The following is a 16,190-nucleotide window of genomic DNA, read 5'->3' as shown; positions in this document are numbered from 1 at the left end:
CCATGACAGATTTCAATAGGACTGCGAGGAAACCGACATGACCAAGACATTGGACGTGATCACGATCGGGCGAGCCGGCGTCGACCTCTATGGCGCACAGGTCGGAGGACGGCTGGAGGATATGGGATCCTTCGAAAAATATATCGGCGGCAGTCCGACCAACATCGCCTGCGGCACGGCGCGACTGGGCCTCAACTCGGCGCTGATCTCCCGGGTGGGCGATGAGCATATGGGCCGGTTCATCCGCGAGGAGCTTGCCCGGCATGGTGTCGACGGTAGGGGTGTGGTGACCGATCCCGAGCGCCTGACGGCACTCGTCATCCTCGGCATCCGCGACGAGGAACGGTTCCCGCTGATATTCTACCGGGAAAACTGCGCCGACATGGCACTTTGCGAGGAGGATATCGACGAGGCCTTCGTTGCCAGCGCCCGTTCTGTGTTGGTGACGGGAACACATCTGTCGCATCCGCGCACGGAAGCCGCCGTGCTGAAGGCGCTCGCCTTTGCTCGCAAGCATGGCGCCCGGACGGCTCTCGACATCGACTATCGTCCGAACCTTTGGGGTGTGGCCGGTCATGGCGAGGGGGAAAGCCGCTATGTGGCAAGTGGGCAGGTGACCGAAAAACTGCAGGCGACGCTTCATCTGTTCGATTTGATCGTCGGAACCGAGGAAGAATTCCACATCGCCGGCGGGACGACCGATACCGTGGCGGCGCTCAGGGCGGTACGCGCCGTCACCGCGGCGACGCTCGTCTGCAAACGCGGCGCCAAGGGGGCGGTCGCATTCGAAGACGCGATACCGGATAATCTCGACGACGGCATTTCGGGCGAGGGTTTCCCGGTCGAAGTCTTCAACGTTCTCGGCGCCGGAGACGGCTTTTTCGCCGGGCTGCTGAAAGGCTGGCTTGACGGCGAGGATTGGCCGACCGCGCTCCGATACGCCAATGCCTGCGGCGCTTTTGCCGTCTCCCGTCACGGCTGCACGCCGGCCTATCCGTCACTTCAGGAGCTGAATTTCTTCCTTAAGCGCGGCATGATGCGCCCCGACCTGCGCAATGATGCCGCACTGGAGCAGATGCACTGGTCGACCAACCGGCATGGCGACTGGTCCGAAATGCGCGTCTTCGCCTTCGATCACCGGATGCAGCTCGAAAGCATGACGGGTTACACGCCGTCGAAGGGCGGCGCCTTCAAGGAGCTTTGCCTTCAGGCAGCCCTGGAAGTGCAGAAGGGGCGAACCGGCTACGGGATCCTCTGCGACGACCGGATTGGCCGGCGCGCGCTCCATACCGCCTCCGGCACCGGCCTGTGGATCGGCAGACCCTGCGAATGGCCGGGGTCGCGGCCTCTGACCTTGGAGCCGTCCCTCGGTCCCGATTGCGGCGGGCTGTCGGAATGGGCGCGCGAGAACGTCGTCAAGGTGCTCTGCTTCTGCCACCCTGATGACGACGATTCGACCTGGGACCGGCAACTGGCGGAAGTGCGTCGGCTTTACGTGGCGTCGCGCCGCAACAGGTTGGAATTCCTGCTCGAGGTCATCCCGTCCAAGGTCGCAAGCGTCACCACGGATACGACCGCGACACTGATCCGCCGCTTCTATGCCGAAGGCATTTATCCCGATTGGTGGAAGCTCGAGCCGCTGGACGAACCCGAAGCATGGGCGCGGGTCTGCGCCGCCATCGAGGAAAACGATCGTCATACCAGAGGGATCGTCGTCCTCGGCCTGGATGCGCCGGAGGACCTTTTGAAGGCGAGCTTCGAAGTTGCCGCGCGCTTCCCGCTCGTCAAGGGATTTGCCGTCGGCCGGACGATCTTCGGCTCGGTCGCCCGCGGCTGGTTCGAAGGCACGATCGGTGACGAAGAGGCCGTCGAGGAGATGGCGATACGATACTCCAGGCTCTGCGCGGTCTGGGACGGCGCACGGGCGCGCGTACGGGAGGCAGCAGAATGAGAACGATACGACTGACCGCGGCGCAGGCTATGGTGAAATGGCTTTCGGTGCAGATGACGGAGGATGGCGAGCGCTTCATCGAAGGCGTCTGGGCGATCTTCGGTCACGGCAACGTCGCCGGTATCGGAGAGGCCCTGCATGGGATCGGCGATGCCCTTCCCACTTGGCGCGGCCAGAACGAACAGACCATGGCGCATGCGGCGATCGCTTATTCGAAGACGCTGAAGCGCCGGCGCGCCCAGGCGGTGACGTCCTCGATCGGCCCGGGCGCCACCAATCTGATCACGGCCTGCGCGCTTGCCCATGTCAACAGACTGCCCGTGCTGTTCATACCCGGCGACATCTTTGCCAACCGCCGCCCCGAGCCGGTGCTGCAGCAGATCGAGGACATGAACGACGGAACCGTCAGCGCCAATGATTGCTTCCGGCCGGTCTCGGCCTATTTCGACCGGATCGCCCGTCCCGAGCATCTCCTGACCTGCCTGCCGCGCGCACTGGCGGTCATGACCGAGCCGGGCAGTTGCGGCCCGGTCACGCTGGCATTCTGCCAGGATGTGCAGGCAGAACTCTACGACTACCCGGAAGCGTTTTTCGAACCGAAAGCTTGGCGCATCCGCCGTCCCGAACCGGACCCGCGGGAGGTCGCAGATCTTGCCGACGCCATCCGGGCCGCGCGCAGGCCGGTCATCATATCAGGCGGCGGCGTCATCTATTCTGAGGCCGAGGCCGAGCTCGCCGCATTCGCGGAGAAGCACCATATCCCCTTTGTCGAAACGCAAGCCGGGAAGGGCGCCAACAGCTGGGAGCACCCGCTGAATTTCGAGTCGCCTGGCGTGACCGGATCGGCGTCGGCCAATGCGCTTTGCGCCGAGGCGGATCTCGTGATCGGCATCGGCACGCGTTTCCAGGATTTCACCACGGGCAGCTGGGCGCTTTTCCGCAATCCCACGCGGCGGCTCGCCTCGATCAACCTTGCCGGATACGATGCCACCAAGCATTCGGCATTGCCCTGCGTCGGCGATGCCAGGATCACGCTCACGCGCCTTTCCGCAGCACTCAAGGCCTATCGCGGGCCTGAGGTCGATGCCGGGATCAGGACCGATTGGCATAGAACGGTCGAGCGCGTGACGGCGGCACCGGAAACGGACGGGCCGGGAAACCTGCCCACCGACGCACAGGTCATCGGCGCCGTGCAGCGGGCGGCGACGGAAACCTCCGTGGTCATGTGCGCGGCCGGCACCATGCCGGGCGCACTGCAGGTGCTGTGGCAGTCCGCCAAGGGCGGATACCACATGGAATATGGCTTCTCCTGCATGGGTTACGAAGTGGCAGGCGCCATGGGCATCAAGCTCGCGCGCCCCGACAAGGACGTCATCTGCTTCGTCGGCGATGGTTCCTACATGATGGCCAATTCGGAACTCGCCACCGCCGTCATGCGGCGGGTGCCGTTCACCGTCGTGTTGACCGACAATCGCGGCTACGGCTGCATCAACCGTCTCCAGATCGAGTGCGGCGGCGCCGAGTTCAACAACATGTACAAGGACTGCAATGTCGATGTGCAGCCCGAGATCGACTTTGTCGCGCACGCCGCCTCGATGGGCGCCCATGCCGAAAAGATAGGGTCGATCGCCGAACTCGAGGCACGCATCGCCGCCGCGCGGGGACGGAACATTCCGAGCGTTCTGGTGATCGACACCGATGCGGTTCCTGGAACCGACGCAGGCGGCCATTGGTGGGATGTCGCCGTTCCGCAGGTCGGCGGCCCGGAGCGGCTCGAGCGAGCCCGCGCGCGTTACACCGAGAATGCCGCCAATCAACGCGTGTTCGATTGATGCAGGTCAACCTGCCGGCCAGTCCTCGCCGGTCTCAGAGCAGAGGTTCTTTCGCGAAGCCAGGAAGTCGATGAAGGTGCGGACCTTGGCGGACAGATATTTCCTGCTGGGATAGACGGCGTGCAGGGTCGTGCTGAACATCACCTCTTCGGGGAGCACCACTTCCAGCCGGCCCTCGGCGATATCGGTCTGCGTCATCCACGCCGGCAGGAAGACCAGACCCATGCCCTCCAATGCGGCCAGGTGCAGCATGATCTCGTTTTCGCTCAGCATGACGGGGCGGAACTTCATCGTCGTCTGGCCCTTCGGTCCGTCGAGCGTCATGCTGCCGCTGGGATTCATGCCTTTGTAGAGCAAGATCGAATGCCCGTTGAGATCGCCGACTTTCGATGGCCTGCCGGTGCGCGTGAGATAGGCAGGGGACGCGACAAGATGAAAGGGGACGTCCATCACCGGCCGCGCGATGAGGCCGGGATCGAGCCGGTCGGGCGACGTGGCGCGGAGTGCCAGGTCAAAGCCCTCGTCGACGAGATTGACCAGCCGGCCGCTGAAATCCATGTCGAAGCACACGTCGGGATAGCGCTGATGATATTCGGCGATCACGCGGGCAATCGGGGTGTTCGCAAACCACATCGGGACACTTAGCCTCAAGGTCCCGCGCGGCGTCACCGTGACATTGCTGACGGCGTCTTCCACCTCGTCCAGGCCGTCGAGCAACAGCCTGGCCTGGTTGAAATAGAGCGTGCCGGTCTCGGTCATGCTGACAGAGCGGCTGGTACGGTTGAGCAACCGGCTTCCCAGCCGTTTCTCCAAGTGCATCACATGTTTGCTTGCCATCGCCGGCGAGAGACCGAGACGATCGGCGGCGGCCGTGAAGTTCTTCAGTTCCGCCACAGTGCAGAAGACGCGCAGGCTCGTTAACGTATCCATCGATCATCAACATAGGGGAAACGTTCGCTCAATGAAAGCGTGATTGATCAATTGCTACGAAACGACGAATTTGGCCGACGAAACCAGATTTCCTGGTCCCATGCCAGCATCGCTTCGAAAGAATGCAATCCGTGACCAGTCTTCGTCTTCCCACCTATTTCGTCAGTCATGGCGGCGGCCCCTGGCCCTATATGAGCGGCGAGTTCCGTCGCAACTTCGACAAGCTCGAGCAGTCGCTGATCGAGATGCGGGCCGAACTCGGCGATGCGCCCAAGGCGATCCTCATGGTCTCGGCGCATTGGGAGGAGCAGGGCTTTGCCGTCTCCTCCGGCGAAAGACCGGGGATGCTGTACGACTTTTACGGCTTCCCGGAATATCTGTACCACGTCAAGTACGGCGCTCCGGGCTCTCCCGAACTCGCGCGGCATGTCCGGGAATTGCTGAAGGCCGGCGGCATCGACGCCTGGCTCGATCCCGCCCGCGGCTTCGATCACGGCACCTACGGCATCATGCAGCCGCTCTACCCCGAAGAAGACATGCCCGTGGTCCAGCTCTCCATCCATGCCGGTTACGATCCCGCCGTCCACCTTAAGGTCGGGCGGGCGCTGGCGCCGCTGCGCGACGAGGGGGTGCTGATCATCGGCGGCGGTCTCAGCTATCACAATCTGAGGGCTTTCCAGGATGGCAGCGGACGCGAGCCGTCCCGGCAATTCGATGTCTGGCTCCATCAGACGCTGCTGCGTTCGCCGCCCGAAGAACGTGCCGAGCGGTTGTTGAACTGGGAGCGGGCGCCGCTCGCCCGCGCCGCGCATCCAAGAGAAGATCATCTCATCCCGCTGATGGTCGCGGTCGGCGCCGCAGGGAGCGAACCGGGCGCCGTCACCTATCACCAGACCGACTTTGCCGGCGGGCTCACCGCATCCAGCTTCCGTTTCGGCGCAGCACCGCAGCCCATCCTTTCCAAGGGAGACCTGCAATGACCGACAATACCCTGAAACCGATCCTCTACTTCAAGCAGAACTGCCCGTTCTGCTTCAAGGTCCGGCTGTTCCTGCTCGAAGCAGGCTTGAACGAAGACGTCGAGATCCGCGAATTTGTCTCCGGATCGCAGCAGGAGAACGACATTCGAGCCAGCTCAGTCCGCACTTGGACAAGGTGAGTTTCCCCGCCGCCCGGTTCGAGCCAGGCCGTTACATTGCCGAGTCGGATGACATCGTCGCCCTCCTGGCGGCGAAGGCCGGTCGCGAACCGGCTTCCATGCCGGCATTCACCAACTATGTCGAAGGCCCTCTGAAGCTCGTGATGAACCTCTGGAAAGAGAACATCGAGCTCAAGGCGGCCGCCGCTTGAACATCAAAACCATCATTCAGGAGAAATAACGATGCCAGACACGACCAAGTGGACGCCTTATATCCTCGCCATTTTGCGGATCGTCACCGCGCTGCTGTTCCTTGAACATGCCACGATGAAATTCTTTCAATTCCCGGCCGCCATCCCGGGCATACCGTCGCCTTTGCCCACGATGATCCTCGTCGCCGGTGCAATCGAGGTCATCACTGGCCTGCTGATGACGGTCGGCTACTACACCCGCGTCGCCGCCTTCATCGCTTCGGGCGAAATGGCCGCCGCTTACTGGATGGCGCATGCGCCGCAAAGCTTCTGGCCGGCGCTCAACATGGGCGAGTCCGCCATCTTGTTCTGCTTCGTTTTCCTTTATCTCGCCTTTGCCGGCCCTGGCCGCCTGGCAATCGACAATGCAGCGAAGCAGACGTCGCTCGCGAGAGCCTAAGCCCTCGACCTCCGCACTCCCGCTGTGCAGCGGGAGTGCCTTCAGATGACTGCGCGCAAAGATCCATCTGGACACTATTATGGACACATGTTCTATAAAGTGGACAGATTTGACGGGAGCGGGCGATGCATCTTTCCATGTGGACTTATCCCTGGGACATCCAGGATCAGGGGCTTGGTGCGTTTGCCGCCGAGCTTGACGGCCGCGCGGGCCTGAACACGGTCAGCCTGGCGACCTCCTATCATGCCGGCCGTTTCCTTCAGCCGCGCAGCCCGCAGCAGAAGGCCTATTTTCCCGAGGACGGAACGGTCTATTTCCGGCCGGATGAAAATCTCTGGCAGGACAAGCTGATCCGGCCGCTGATGGCCGGGAATGTCACTGAGCGCGGCGACATGCTGGATGCGCTCGTCAGGGCGCGCGATGCGACGGGCCTCAAGGTCTCCTGCTGGACGGTCTGCCTGCACAATAGCCGCCTCGGCATGCTGCATCCCGATCATGTGACGCGAAACGCCTTCGGCAATGCCAACTACTACAATCTCTGCCCCTCCAGCCCGGCGGCGCGGGACTATGCCGTCACCCTCGTGCGCGACATCACGACGAACTACCGGCCCGACATGGTGGAACTCGAGAGCCCGAACTTCATGGGCTTCGCGCATGAATACCACCACGAAAAAGACGGCGTCGGCCTGAATGCCGAAGACGATTTCCTGCTGTCGCTCTGCTTCTGCGACCATTGCATGGCGCGCGCCGAAAAGGCAGGCGTGTCGGTCGAAGGCGCGCGCCGCTCGGTCGCGCGCTTCATCGCCGACCTCTGCGAAAGGGCTGTCCCGGAACCGCAGTTCCCGGACTTCCCGGCAGCCGGCATCGATGCCTTCCGCGACCATCCCGACCTGCATGCCTATCTCACCTGGCGCAGCGAGCCGGTGACCAGCCTGATCGGCGAAATCAAGGCGGCCGCCGACCCGGCGACAAGTGTCGTGCTGATCGACCTTAAGGACGGCTGGCTCGGCGGCGTCGATCTCGCAGCCGCCGGCAAGCTCTGCGACGGGGCGATCCTATGCTGCTACGACATGGCGCCTGATGCCATCGGCGATGTCATCCGGACCGGCCGGGCGGCAATCGGGCCGGACAAATTTCTCGGGGTGGGCCTGCGCGTCTTCTATCCCGAGGTCAGCGCGCCTGCGGTGCTGGCAGCGCGCGCCAGGGCCGCCGTCGATGCCGGCGCTGACGGCGTGAACTTCTATAATTACGGCCTGATCCCGGCCAAACGTCTCGACTGGGTCAAGGCGGCAGTCGACGCCATCACTTGAGCAGATCGGCGCTCTTCAGGATGTGATGGGTTCGGCGACCTGGATCAGGCAGTCGCCGGCCTGGCTGTCGCAATGCAGCCTGTGGGAAATGACGATGCCGCTCTCGGCGAAACGCAGCTCCTCCTCCGGCTGCTCCAGCCCTTCGAGATCATGATACCATCCGGCCAGATCGCCGGCGGCAACGGTGGCGCCGAGGGCAACAGCCGGCTCGAACCAGCCTCGGCGGTGCGCATAGATGCCTTGGCTGTGCCGCGATAGCGACAGCAACTGTAACGGCCCGGGCTCGGCGAGCGGTACGCGCGACAGGACCGGACGCTTCACGATGCCAAGTGTGACGAGCAGCCGATCGATCGCCGCCGCCGTGAAAGCCATTGTCTCAGGCGTCACGGTGCCGCCGCCGCCGAACTCGCCGGAAAGACCGACGGTTCCGGCCCTTGCCGCAGCGCCCATCGATGTCGGCGCCGTCGGCCCGTTATCGGCGATGAAGGCATGCGACGCACCCATTGCACGCATCAGCGAAACGGACCGCTCGAAGCGGGCGGCATCGGCCTGCCGCTCGATCAGCGTGCAGGGAAGGTGCGCCATGGAGGTGCCGCCCGAATGCAGGTCGAGCACGGCGTCATGACGCGGAAAGAGTTCATGTTCGAGGAAATGCGCCATCCGCGCCGTCGGCGAACCGGTGGGATCACCGGGAAAGGCCCGATTGAGGTTGCCGCCGTCGAAGGGCGAACAGCGCTTGGCCGCCATCACCGCCGGCAGGTTCGCCATCGGCAGGATGGTGACGGCGCCGCGGATTTCGGCGGCATCCAACAGCCGCATCAACCGGCCGAGCTGGAGTTCACCCTCATACTCGTCGCCATGATTGCCCGCCATCAGCAGCAAGGACGGCCCCTCGCCATTTTTCAGACGAAGGACCGGAATGCGGATCTGATAATAGGGCGAACGGTCGACCGAATAGGGAATGGCGAGGTGACCGGCTTGCCGGCCCTCGCACGAAAAGTCGATCGGATTGACGAGGCCGCTATGCATGGCGTCTCCAGTGCGGACGGTTGCGATGCCGTTACAGCGCGGCGATCGCGGTCATTTCAACACGCAGATCGGGATCGGCGAGACGAGCTTCGGTGCAGGCGCGGGCCGGCGGATTTTCGATGTCGATCCAGCTATCATAGACGCTGTTCATCGCCTCGAAATCGACGATCGCCGGCAGGAAGACGTTGACGGCGATGAGGCGCGAACGGTCGATCCCAGCCTCCTTCAACAGGGCGTCGATCTTGCCGAGCACATCGCGGGTCTGGTCCTCAATGCCCGCCTTGCGATTTTCCGCGACCTGGCCGGCAATATAGACGAGACCGCCGTAGCTGACGGCTTGGCTCATACGCGAGCCTTTCTGATAGCGCTGGATCATAAGCAGGTTTTCCTTTTCTTGCTTTTGGAGGGAGAGTTCAGCCGAAGCTGGTCAGATAGGCCGCCGTGACCGAATGGTCCGGGTCGAGGCCGTAAAGGATGGCATGGCGGTCAAGGCAGGTGCAGGGATGCGAGATGCCATACTCGATGACGTCGCCCACCGAAACGTCGCTGCCGTCGGCAAGGGCGATGAAGGCGTGCTGATCGTTGAGGCGAAACACTTCGGCGCCTTCGAGATCGGCAAGATGCGCACCATTGCGATAGAGCGCCAGCGGTTTCGGAAAGCCCTGGTCCATCGCCACGTCGCGCATACCCATGCCGCAGATCGCCAGCTGCGGCTCCGGCCGCGACAGCACCTCGGCCCAGACCCGCAGCGCCGGACGGAAACCCGCAGCCGCCGAAATCATCTCGCCGCCGATGCGCAAGCCGCCGCGTGCATCGAGGCCGGCAAGGCCGCGCTCGTAGATGCCGTGATCGTGGAAGAAGATCGCGCCGCTGCGCAGCACCAGCCGGCAGGCGGGATCGGCCGCAACGGTGGCTGAAAGCCTGGCAACCACAAGGTCGAAAAAGACCGAGCCGCCTGATGTGACGAGGAGCGGCCGCTCGTCGCCGATGCGGGCGCGCAGCTTCGGCAGAAAATCGGATGTCACCGCCATCAGCGAGTCGATGCGACGCATCGTCTCTTCCGCATCGGCGGTGGCCGCCGCGCCCTCATAGGCGGCGATGCCGGTCAGCCGGAAGGTCGGAGTCTCCACGGCAAGGATCGCCTCGAGAATTGCCTCGGCGGCGGCGGCGCTGCGGGCACCGGCGCGGCCGGCGCCGAATTCCACCAGCAGACCAAGCGGCGGCAGATCGGCACGCTCCTGCCATGCAGCGCAAAGAGCCTCGACGAGCGCCGTCGAATCCACGAAAATATGCAGTTCCGCATCGGGATATTGGCCGAGCAGGGCCGCGAGCCGGCGGGCGGCGGCAGCTCCGCCGATCTCGTTGGCGAGGATCAGCCGGCGCTGTCCCGCCTTGAGCAACACGGCCGCCTGACGGATATCGGCGACCGTCGTGCCCCAGGCGCCTGCCGCCAAGAGCGCGTCCGACAGGGCTGTCGACATCGGCGTCTTGGCGTGCGGGGCGATTTCGGCGCCATGGCTCTTCACATAGATCATCATCAGTTCGGCATTGTCGGAGAAAGCCTGCCGGTCGAGCGAGATCAGCGGCAGGGCCATCCTGCCGTCATAGGGCTTCCATCCCTGCCTGCCGATGGCATCCAGCGGCAGCGGCGGATTGCCTGGCGGAAAGCCGCGCACCCGCTCGTCGATCAGTAGGTTTTCGGTCGTGGTATGAAGGTCAGACATGGCAGTCCCTGATCTCGGCCGGATCGGCGATGCCGAGGCGATAGGTGTCATTGGCGGTGGCAAAGAACAAAGCGCGCTGCTCGTCGTAAGAGAGCTGCGCGGCGACCGTGCGGAAAACCTGATAGACCTCGTCGAAAGAGGCGTGCAGACCGGCGACCGGAAAGTCGCTTGCGAACATGGCGCGCGCCGGGCCGAAACAATCGAGACAATGCTCGATCACCGGCCGCAGGCTTTCGAGCGTCCATTGGTTGTCGTAGGCGACGAGGTCGGAGATCTTCAGGTGCACGTTCGGCTCGCTGCCGAGCGCCCGCAGGCCACCGCGCCAGAGCGTCATGCCATCAGCCGTCCGGTCGGTGGGGCTACCGCCGTGGTTGAGCACGAAAAGCGTTTGCGGAAAGGCGCGCACCAGATCGAGCGCCTCGCTCATCTGCCAAGGATAGAGCATCAGGTCGAAGACCAGCCCGAGCCGCGTGGCGTGCGCCAGGCCCGCCCGCCAGGCGGGATCGCTCATGCGGTTGGCGCGCGACGCAAAACTCTTCGCCACATCGGGATGCCAGCTCAAAATATCGCGGATGCCGACGACGTTGGGATTTGCCGCTTCCGCCTCGAGCAGGCGCATGGCGTCCGGCCCGTCGAGGGGAACGCGCGCGATATAACGGTGCGCCACGCCGGAGCTGCGGTCGAGGCCATCCAGCCAGCGGCTCTCTTCCAGCGGATACGCAACGGACCAGCCGGCCTCGACATGCACCGTGGCAACCACATTCTGGCGGGCAGCATCGGCGCGATAATCGTCGATGCCGTAGTCGCGCAGGATCGGCGCCAGGCTTCCGAAAACCATCTCTTCGCCTGATGCCCGCGCCTTCTGAAGCCAGGGATGGCGTTCCAGCCTAAGGTCCCAGAGGTGATGGTGCGGGTCGATCACCGGCCCGTCATAGAGTTCCGTCATCGGCGCGCCTCCCGGCCGGAAACCAGCAGAAGGGCGAGGATCAACGTGCCGAACATGATCGACCGCCAGCCGGGCGAGGCATTGACGACCGTGATCAGCGCCGTCGTCGTCACAAGCAGGATCGCCCCCGGAACGGTCCCGGCATAGGTGCCGCGGCCGCCGAGGATGGAGGTGCCGCCGAGCACGACGGCGGCGATCGAGGTCAAGAGATAGGGGTCGCCGATGCCGACATAGCCCTGCCGGTTCATGCCGAGGACGAGAATGCCGGCAAGACCGGCGAAAAAGCCCGACAGGGTATGGGCGACCAGCGTGTTGCGGGTGGCGCAGACGCCGGAAAGCCGGGCCGCCAGCGGGTTCGCCCCGAGCGCCAGGAAACGGGCGCCGATCGGCATGCGGTGGACGAGCAGCAGGACGACGATCGAAACGACGAGCCACAGGATGATGCCCGAGGGGATGCCGAGCGGCCGCGCCTGCCCGAGCAGGATGACCGCCGGATTGCTGACAGTGACGGCGCTGCCGCCGGCGACGATGACGAGCAGGCCCTGCAGGAAGGTCGCCATGGCAAGCGTCATGATGATCGGCGGCACGCGAAGATAGGCAGCACCGGCGCCGTTCATCAGGCCGATGCCGGTGGCGATGGCAAGGGCCGCCACGATGCCGGCAAGGCCGGTCGGGTCCCAGGCCGGCGAAATCAGCGGCAGCAGGATCGCCGTGACGGTGATGACCGCTCCGACGGAGAGATCGATGCCGCCCATCAGGATGACGAGCGTCTGCCCGGCGGCGGCAATGCCGATCACCGCGGCGAGTTCGAGCAGGTAGCGCAGGTGGCCATAGGCGCCGAAACCACGCAGCGAGAGGCTTGCGACGATCCAGACGAGTGCGACCAGAAGCAGGGTCAGGAGCGGCGGATTGCGGAACGCGGATCGGATCATGTTCATCGCCTTGCCCTCCATACCCCAAGAAGTTCCGGAACAGCGACCGCCCCAACGATGATCAGCCCTTGCGCAACATATTGCGCGACCGGCGGGAAACCCAGGAAGAACATGACGTTGATCATGACCGAGAGCAGCAGGCTGCCGCAGATCGCGCCGCGCATCGTGCCCTTGCCGCCGAGGAAACCGACGCCGCCGAGCACGGCGGCGGCGATCGAATTCAGCGTGAAGGGCGTGCCAATCACCGGATCACCCGAACCGGTCTGCGCGGCGACGAACAAACCGGTCAGCGTTGCAAGCAGACCGGACAGCGCGAAGGCTGCGACCTTCACCCGTTCGACCGGGACGCCGGAGCGGAATGCGCCGACCGGATTGTCGCCGGCCGCGTAGATGCCGAGGCCGAGCGGCGTTGCGAGAATGACCTTCCAGAGCATGAGGATGACGACGAGCAGCAGGAAGGCGACAGGCGTGTGGCCTGCCAGCATCGTCGACAGCCAGTCGGGAATGAACCCGCCCGGCCGCGGCAGCAGGATGAGTGCCACCCCGCCGATGATGAAGGAGCCGGCAAGCGTGACGATGATTGCAGGCAGCCGCAGATACGTCACGATGGCGCCGATGGCGGCACCGATCGAAAGACCGGCAAGCGAGACCGCAAGGATGCCGCCCGGAACGCCGAGCGCCCCTTCCATCGTCGTCGCGGCGATCACCGCTCCAAGGCTGACGAGCGGGCCGATCGCCAGCGTGATGCCGCCGTTCAGCATCAGCAGCGCCTGTGCCATGGTGACGAGCGCCAGCGGGAACCAGTTCTGCGTGAACTTGGAGAAACCGCCGATGGAAAGGATGCCGGGAAAGAGCAGCGCATAGAGGATGAGAAAGGCGGCGACGACCAGATAGAGACCGGCAAGGCCGCGGTTGCGGCGGAGCTGGATCGAGCCGTAGAGCCGGGAGGACGAAATTGTGCTCATGCCGCCTCTCCCTGTGCCGTAGCGCTAATGCCCATGGCTGCGCCGACCATCGCCCCTTCGCTGATCGCATCCTGCGACAGCACTGCCGCGACGCGCCCCTCGCGCAGAACCACGACACGGTCGCAGAGATGCACGAGTTCCGGCGTATCGGAACTGGCCAGGATGACGAGCCGCCCTTCGGCGGCGAAAGCACGGAGCATGAGGTAGATTTCCCGCTTGGTCTCGATGTCGACGCCGCGCGTTGGATCGTTGAGCAGCAGAACGGAAGGATCGAGCGGCAGCCATTTGGCGAGCGCCACCTTCTGCTGGTTGCCGCCGGAAAGCGCCTGCACCGGGCGGGCCGTGTCGCCCTTGATCGTCAGCCGGCGCGCGAGATCGGCGACCAGGCCGTTTTCCGCCGGCCGGTCGCGTAAGCCGTTGCGGGCGAGCCGTCCGAGCGAGGGCAGGATGAGATTGGCTGCGATGGAGTGGGGCAGCACCAGCCCCTCATGTTTGCGGTCGGCCGGGACATAGACGATGCCCGCCGCATTCGCCTCGCCGACATCGGCGGGCAGGGCGGGTTTACCCGATACCTCGGCCCGACCGGCCGAGGCTGGAATCGCGCCGTAAAGGCCGAGCAGCAAGTCTTCCTGTCCTTGTCCCACGAGCCCGCCGATGCCGACGATCTCGCCGGCGCGGGCGGAGAAGCCGATGTCCCGCACCATGCCGGCGGAGAAGCCTTCGACGTTGATGCGCATGGCGCCGGGCGCTGTGGCTGAGCGCGGCGGGAACAGGTCGCCGGTCTCACGGCCGACCATCAGACGCACCAGACCCTCGCCGTCGATGCCGGAAAGCGACTGGTCGGCGGTGACCAGACCGTCCTTCAGCACCGTGACATGCGAGCAGAGCGCCTGCACCTCGTTGAGGCGGTGGGAAATATAAAGAAGTGCCGTGCCGCGGTCCTTGAGCGTCTCGATCAGGCGGGCAAGGATGCCGGCTTCGTGGGCGGAGAGCGACGAGGTCGGCTCGTCCAGGATCAGCACGCGCGGCTTTCGGAACAGCGCCTTGGCGATCTCCACCATCTGACGGCGGCCGAGCGCGAGATCGGCGACCGGCATGTCGAGCGGTTCGGTGAGCCCGACCATGTCGCAGACATCCGACACGCCGCGATGAAGCGCTTTGTAGTCGATCAGACCAAACCGACGTGGAAACGCGCCGAGCCCGATGTTTTCGGCAATCGACAGACTGGCCGTCAGGCTCAGCTCCTGCTGAACGACGGCAATTCCTGCCGCGCGCGCCGCCGCCGGGCTGAAACGCCCGACGGGCTTGCCGTCGACGAGGATGGAGCCGCTGTCCGGCTGCAGAGCACCGGACAGGAGGTTGATCAATGTGGACTTGCCGGCGCCATTTTCGCCGAGCAGGGCGTGAACCCTGCCCGGCAGAAGAGCGATATCGACGCCCTTCAAAACGGGATTGCCGAAAAATCCCCTGAACACCTGCCGAGCTTCCAGCAGGGGTCGTTCTTCCGTCATGACGGCTTTCCTCAATCCGAGTTACATGGTCGGATTATTTGGGTGGATTACTTGGCGAGCAGCTTGTCGAAGAGCGCCTGATCGTAATCGGAGTAGATATAGCCGTCAGCCGGGAACTTGTCGGCCCGGGCGAGGTAGCTGCCGATCGTGCTGTCGTCGATGACGGGCAGCGGCACCTTGACGAAGGCCGGAACGTCCTTGCCTTGCAGCGCCTGCACGGCGGTATAGACGGAAAGCGCGCCGAGCCAGTTGGGCTGCATGGTCGCCCATCCCTTCAGGCCCTTCTCCTTCCAGAGTTCCAGGAACTGCCGGGCGTTTTCGCCGGTCGTCGGCACCTGCTCGCGGCCCTGACGCTCGAAGGCGAGGACCGAGCCGGCCGACAGCGCGCCACCGAGCGACAGCACGCCGTCGATTTCGGGATTGGCAAAGAGCAGGCTGGTCATCGCTTCCTGTGCCGGGGCGACGTTATATTCCGTGTTGGTCTCAGTGATCACCTGGAGACCCGGATTGGCATCGAGGACCGGCTGGGCGCCCTTGCGGCGGTCGTCGCTCACCGAAATGCCGGCCGGGCCGTTCATGATGATGATCTTGCCCTTGCCGCCGAGCTGGCTGACCATCCACTTGGCAGCGGTTGCGCCCCATTCGTTGGAATCGGTGTTGATCTTGGCGGTCACTTTGTCGGTGTTGACAAGGCTGTCGAAATTCACGACGGCGATGCCCTTGTCGCAGGCATCCGATATGACGCGGTCGAGCGCATTGGAGGAACCGGCGATCACGACGATGGCGTCGACATTGGCGTCGATCATCGACTGGATATGCTGGATCTGCGTCTGGGCGTTGCCCTGCGCGTCCGTGATCATCAGGTCCTTGACGAGGCCCGCCTTCTTCAGCTCCTCCACTTCAGCCGTGATGGTGCCTTCGGTCTGCTTCATCCAGGTCGGCACCGAATAGATGTTCGCCCAGCCGATCGTATAGGGCGCCTTCCGGTCACCCTTGATGCAATTGGCGGCGGCCGAGGCCGTGCCGGCCGAAAAGACGACGAGGGCGGCCGCAGCGGCAGCACCCGCGAGAAGGCGGCGGCGCAGAGAAGCGGAAATGCCGTTTTCAAGATTCTTCATGTCGATCCCCTTTTTTGTGTGCGGCAGCGTTGACGGCTTGCCATCTATGTCCAATATAATGTACATGTGATCTATATACCGGACGAGGCGATCTTATGCCGATTTTTCTGCCTCGCAAGAGGGGTGCAAAAATTTCATTCGCAAGGAATGACG

The 16,190-nt window shown here is 64.1% G+C and carries 16 protein-coding genes; 7 read left to right on the top strand and 9 right to left on the bottom strand.

The features are described 5' to 3' along the window. Positions 1-37 precede the first annotated feature (37 nt). Together iolC and iolD are read left to right on the top strand one after the other, a co-directional pair. Positions 38-1,951 (top strand): bifunctional 5-dehydro-2-deoxygluconokinase/5-dehydro-2-deoxyphosphogluconate aldolase, encoded by a 1,914-nt coding sequence (gene iolC / locus FHX10_RS11715; protein WP_047614647.1) that lies wholly within the window; start codon positions 38-40, stop codon positions 1,949-1,951. Next, on the top strand, positions 1,948-3,783 hold the full coding sequence (gene iolD, locus FHX10_RS11710) for a 3D-(3,5/4)-trihydroxycyclohexane-1,2-dione acylhydrolase (decyclizing) (protein WP_097630208.1): 1,836 nt from the start codon (positions 1,948-1,950) through the stop codon (positions 3,781-3,783). The genes iolC and iolD overlap by 4 nt, the downstream gene beginning before the upstream one ends. 6 nt (positions 3,784-3,789) lie before the next feature. Here iolD and FHX10_RS11705 read toward each other — a convergent pair whose 3' ends face one another. Beyond that, positions 3,790-4,713: a LysR family transcriptional regulator gene (locus FHX10_RS11705; protein ID WP_063475816.1), complete on the bottom strand. Its 924-nt coding sequence runs from the start codon at positions 4,711-4,713 to the stop codon at positions 3,790-3,792. 131 nt (positions 4,714-4,844) lie between these two features. Here FHX10_RS11705 and FHX10_RS11700 point away from each other — a divergent pair, with 131 nt between their 5' ends. From FHX10_RS11700 to FHX10_RS11685, 5 genes are all read left to right on the top strand, one after another. After that, positions 4,845-5,693 (top strand): DODA-type extradiol aromatic ring-opening family dioxygenase, encoded by an 849-nt coding sequence (locus tag FHX10_RS11700; RefSeq protein WP_097630371.1) that lies wholly within the window; start codon positions 4,845-4,847, stop codon positions 5,691-5,693. Further along, positions 5,690-5,872, top strand: a complete 183-nt coding sequence (locus FHX10_RS35025) for a glutathione S-transferase N-terminal domain-containing protein (protein ID WP_245450144.1) — start codon at positions 5,690-5,692, stop codon at positions 5,870-5,872. The genes FHX10_RS11700 and FHX10_RS35025 overlap by 4 nt, the downstream gene beginning before the upstream one ends. Beyond that, positions 5,869-6,063, top strand: coding sequence for a hypothetical protein (locus FHX10_RS35020; protein ID WP_245450142.1), 195 nt, complete (start codon positions 5,869-5,871; stop codon positions 6,061-6,063). Before FHX10_RS35025 ends, FHX10_RS35020 begins: the two co-directional genes overlap by 4 nt. 31 nt (positions 6,064-6,094) lie before the next feature. Then, positions 6,095-6,502: a DoxX family protein gene (locus FHX10_RS11690; protein WP_028755787.1), complete on the top strand. Its 408-nt coding sequence runs from the start codon at positions 6,095-6,097 to the stop codon at positions 6,500-6,502. A gap of 125 nt (positions 6,503-6,627) precedes the next feature. After that, complete coding sequence (locus FHX10_RS11685) at positions 6,628-7,812, top strand: hypothetical protein (RefSeq protein WP_063475814.1); 1,185 nt, start codon at positions 6,628-6,630, stop codon at positions 7,810-7,812. Positions 7,813-7,827: 15 nt separating this feature from the next. Here FHX10_RS11685 and FHX10_RS11680 read toward each other — a convergent pair whose 3' ends face one another. From FHX10_RS11680 to FHX10_RS11645, 8 genes are read right to left on the bottom strand one after another with little or no spacing between them, the layout of a single operon-like run. Continuing rightward, positions 7,828-8,841, bottom strand: coding sequence for a succinylglutamate desuccinylase/aspartoacylase family protein (locus FHX10_RS11680; RefSeq protein WP_097630207.1), 1,014 nt, complete (start codon positions 8,839-8,841; stop codon positions 7,828-7,830). A 31-nt stretch (positions 8,842-8,872) separates the two neighbouring features. Further along, positions 8,873-9,217 carry a RidA family protein gene (locus tag FHX10_RS11675; RefSeq protein WP_028755790.1) on the bottom strand — a complete coding sequence of 115 codons (345 nt, stop codon included), beginning with the start codon at positions 9,215-9,217 and terminating at the stop codon, positions 8,873-8,875. A 37-nt stretch (positions 9,218-9,254) separates the two neighbouring features. Continuing rightward, entirely contained in the window at positions 9,255-10,565 is a 1,311-nt protein-coding gene (locus tag FHX10_RS11670; RefSeq protein ID WP_097630206.1) for an alanine racemase, read from the bottom strand. After that, complete coding sequence (locus FHX10_RS11665) at positions 10,558-11,511, bottom strand: amidohydrolase family protein (protein WP_097630205.1); 954 nt, start codon at positions 11,509-11,511, stop codon at positions 10,558-10,560. Before FHX10_RS11665 ends, FHX10_RS11670 begins: the two co-directional genes overlap by 8 nt. After that, the gene (locus tag FHX10_RS11660) at positions 11,508-12,449 is read right to left on the bottom strand and encodes an ABC transporter permease (RefSeq protein ID WP_184389317.1); all 942 of its coding nucleotides are present in this window, start codon (positions 12,447-12,449) and stop codon (positions 11,508-11,510) included. The genes FHX10_RS11665 and FHX10_RS11660 overlap by 4 nt, the downstream gene beginning before the upstream one ends. Then, positions 12,446-13,408 carry an ABC transporter permease gene (locus tag FHX10_RS11655; protein WP_097630204.1) on the bottom strand — a complete coding sequence of 321 codons (963 nt, stop codon included), beginning with the start codon at positions 13,406-13,408 and terminating at the stop codon, positions 12,446-12,448. The genes FHX10_RS11660 and FHX10_RS11655 overlap by 4 nt, the downstream gene beginning before the upstream one ends. Next, complete coding sequence (locus tag FHX10_RS11650; protein ID WP_097630203.1) at positions 13,405-14,919, bottom strand: sugar ABC transporter ATP-binding protein; 1,515 nt, start codon at positions 14,917-14,919, stop codon at positions 13,405-13,407. Before FHX10_RS11650 ends, FHX10_RS11655 begins: the two co-directional genes overlap by 4 nt. A gap of 47 nt (positions 14,920-14,966) precedes the next feature. Further along, complete coding sequence (locus tag FHX10_RS11645; RefSeq protein WP_097630367.1) at positions 14,967-16,037, bottom strand: ABC transporter substrate-binding protein; 1,071 nt, start codon at positions 16,035-16,037, stop codon at positions 14,967-14,969. Positions 16,038-16,190 lie beyond the last annotated feature (153 nt).

This window comes from Rhizobium sp. BK591 (assembly GCF_014195045.1).
Lineage (GTDB): Bacteria > Pseudomonadota > Alphaproteobacteria > Rhizobiales > Rhizobiaceae > Rhizobium > Rhizobium anhuiense.
This window is presented reverse-complemented; position numbering and strand designations above follow the sequence as displayed.

Excerpts from the sequence above, each read along its gene's own strand:
- FHX10_RS11675 (WP_028755790.1), bottom strand. The coding sequence starts at position 9,217 with ATGATCCAGCGCTATCAGAAAGGCTCGCGTATGAGCCAAGCCGTCAGC.
- FHX10_RS11670 (WP_097630206.1), bottom strand. The coding sequence starts at position 10,565 with ATGTCTGACCTTCATACCACGACCGAAAACCTACTGATCGACGAGCGG.
- FHX10_RS11705 (WP_063475816.1), bottom strand. The coding sequence starts at position 4,713 with ATGGATACGTTAACGAGCCTGCGCGTCTTCTGCACTGTGGCGGAACTG.
- FHX10_RS11655 (WP_097630204.1), bottom strand. The coding sequence starts at position 13,408 with ATGAGCACAATTTCGTCCTCCCGGCTCTACGGCTCGATCCAGCTCCGC.
- FHX10_RS35025 (WP_245450144.1), top strand. The coding sequence starts at position 5,690 with ATGACCGACAATACCCTGAAACCGATCCTCTACTTCAAGCAGAACTGC.
- FHX10_RS11690 (WP_028755787.1), top strand. The coding sequence starts at position 6,095 with ATGCCAGACACGACCAAGTGGACGCCTTATATCCTCGCCATTTTGCGG.
- iolC (WP_047614647.1), top strand. The coding sequence starts at position 38 with ATGACCAAGACATTGGACGTGATCACGATCGGGCGAGCCGGCGTCGAC.
- FHX10_RS11650 (WP_097630203.1), bottom strand. The coding sequence starts at position 14,919 with ATGACGGAAGAACGACCCCTGCTGGAAGCTCGGCAGGTGTTCAGGGGA.
- FHX10_RS11685 (WP_063475814.1), top strand. The coding sequence starts at position 6,628 with ATGCATCTTTCCATGTGGACTTATCCCTGGGACATCCAGGATCAGGGG.
- FHX10_RS11665 (WP_097630205.1), bottom strand. The coding sequence starts at position 11,511 with ATGACGGAACTCTATGACGGGCCGGTGATCGACCCGCACCATCACCTC.
- iolD (WP_097630208.1), top strand. The coding sequence starts at position 1,948 with ATGAGAACGATACGACTGACCGCGGCGCAGGCTATGGTGAAATGGCTT.
- FHX10_RS11680 (WP_097630207.1), bottom strand. The coding sequence starts at position 8,841 with ATGCATAGCGGCCTCGTCAATCCGATCGACTTTTCGTGCGAGGGCCGG.
- FHX10_RS11660 (WP_184389317.1), bottom strand. The coding sequence starts at position 12,449 with ATGAACATGATCCGATCCGCGTTCCGCAATCCGCCGCTCCTGACCCTG.
- FHX10_RS11645 (WP_097630367.1), bottom strand. The coding sequence starts at position 16,037 with ATGAAGAATCTTGAAAACGGCATTTCCGCTTCTCTGCGCCGCCGCCTT.